1 protein-coding gene is annotated in these 1,125 nt (G+C 40.4%); it reads right to left on the reverse strand.

What is annotated here, in order from left to right; genetic code table 11:
• Positions 1-1,040 (reverse strand): transposase (locus tag R5R67_RS19410; RefSeq protein ID WP_318755202.1); only part of this gene is annotated, 1,040 nt, incomplete at its 3' end.
• Positions 1,041-1,125 lie beyond the last annotated feature (85 nt).

Here is a 1,125-nt window from a genome sequence, read left to right on the forward strand (position 1 = left end):
ACTGCTAGACGCTTATGCCCAAGCGCAAGTATGTTCTTGGCGGAGTTTAAATCGCGTTGATTTACACTTCCGCATTCACATTCCCATACTCTTATTCGCAAATCTGCTCTACCTTTCGGACTGCTTGCGGTGATTGCACCGCAGCTCGAACAGGTTTGGGTTGTGAATCTCTCGTTGACTTCCTCAAACATGACCCCTGCGTTCTCGCATTTATACTTGAGCATGGTTTTGAGCGCTGAAAATCCTGTATCTAAAACAGATTTCGCCATTTTAGTTTTTACAAGTTTGTTCGCACTTAGATCACCAACGACAATCAGTGCATTGTCTTTCACCAGCTGGGTGCTAGCCTTGTGCAAATGGTCTTTACGACAGTTTGCAATCTTGGCGTGTAATGCACGGACACGCTTTTTATTTCTCGCTCTCTGAGCAATCCCTAATTTCTGTTCATATTGATGGTAGAACTTGGGATTGGAAATGATCGTACCATCTGAACAAGTAGCAATATCTTTTAAGCCTAGATCAATACCCACGGCTTTTGTGGCGGTAGGTTTGTCTTGTTTGGGTGAATCAACCACTAAGCAGACATACCAACGTCCACGACTATCCTCTACAAATGAGCCTGTTTTAATGCTGTATTTCGATAGTCCGTAACTATCCCATAGCTTGAATTGATGCTTGCCATACTGAACGTATCCATCGGCGTATTTAATAGCGACCTTTTTAAAGGGTATCCAACCTAGTGATCTTCTTGCTGATTTCTTATTACTGACACGCCATCTCAATTTTGATTTTTTGAACTGTTTTCTGCGAGTGACCAATTCTTCTGTTACAGCCTGAATGGTTTGGCTATGAAGATTACATTCCTTTGATGCGCCTTTCGTGTATTTAGCAATATCGTATGCTGAAAAGAATTGTTGTTTGCGCTGTAGGTGTTTGAAACACAAATCATTGACATAGTTCCAGACAAAATTAACTTCAGATGCCAATTGGTCTAGCACCTTACAATGTTTGTCTTTTATACGTAATTTAAGTGTTTTCATGGGCTTATATTAGCTCATATTAGGCTTAATATATTGTTTTTTAGCAATTAAACGACATTTCATGTCGTGTCGCTTATATCTCTGA

The organism is Acinetobacter sp. OYA S30, from assembly GCF_033599315.1.
Classification (GTDB): domain Bacteria; phylum Pseudomonadota; class Gammaproteobacteria; order Pseudomonadales; family Moraxellaceae; genus Acinetobacter; species Acinetobacter baumannii.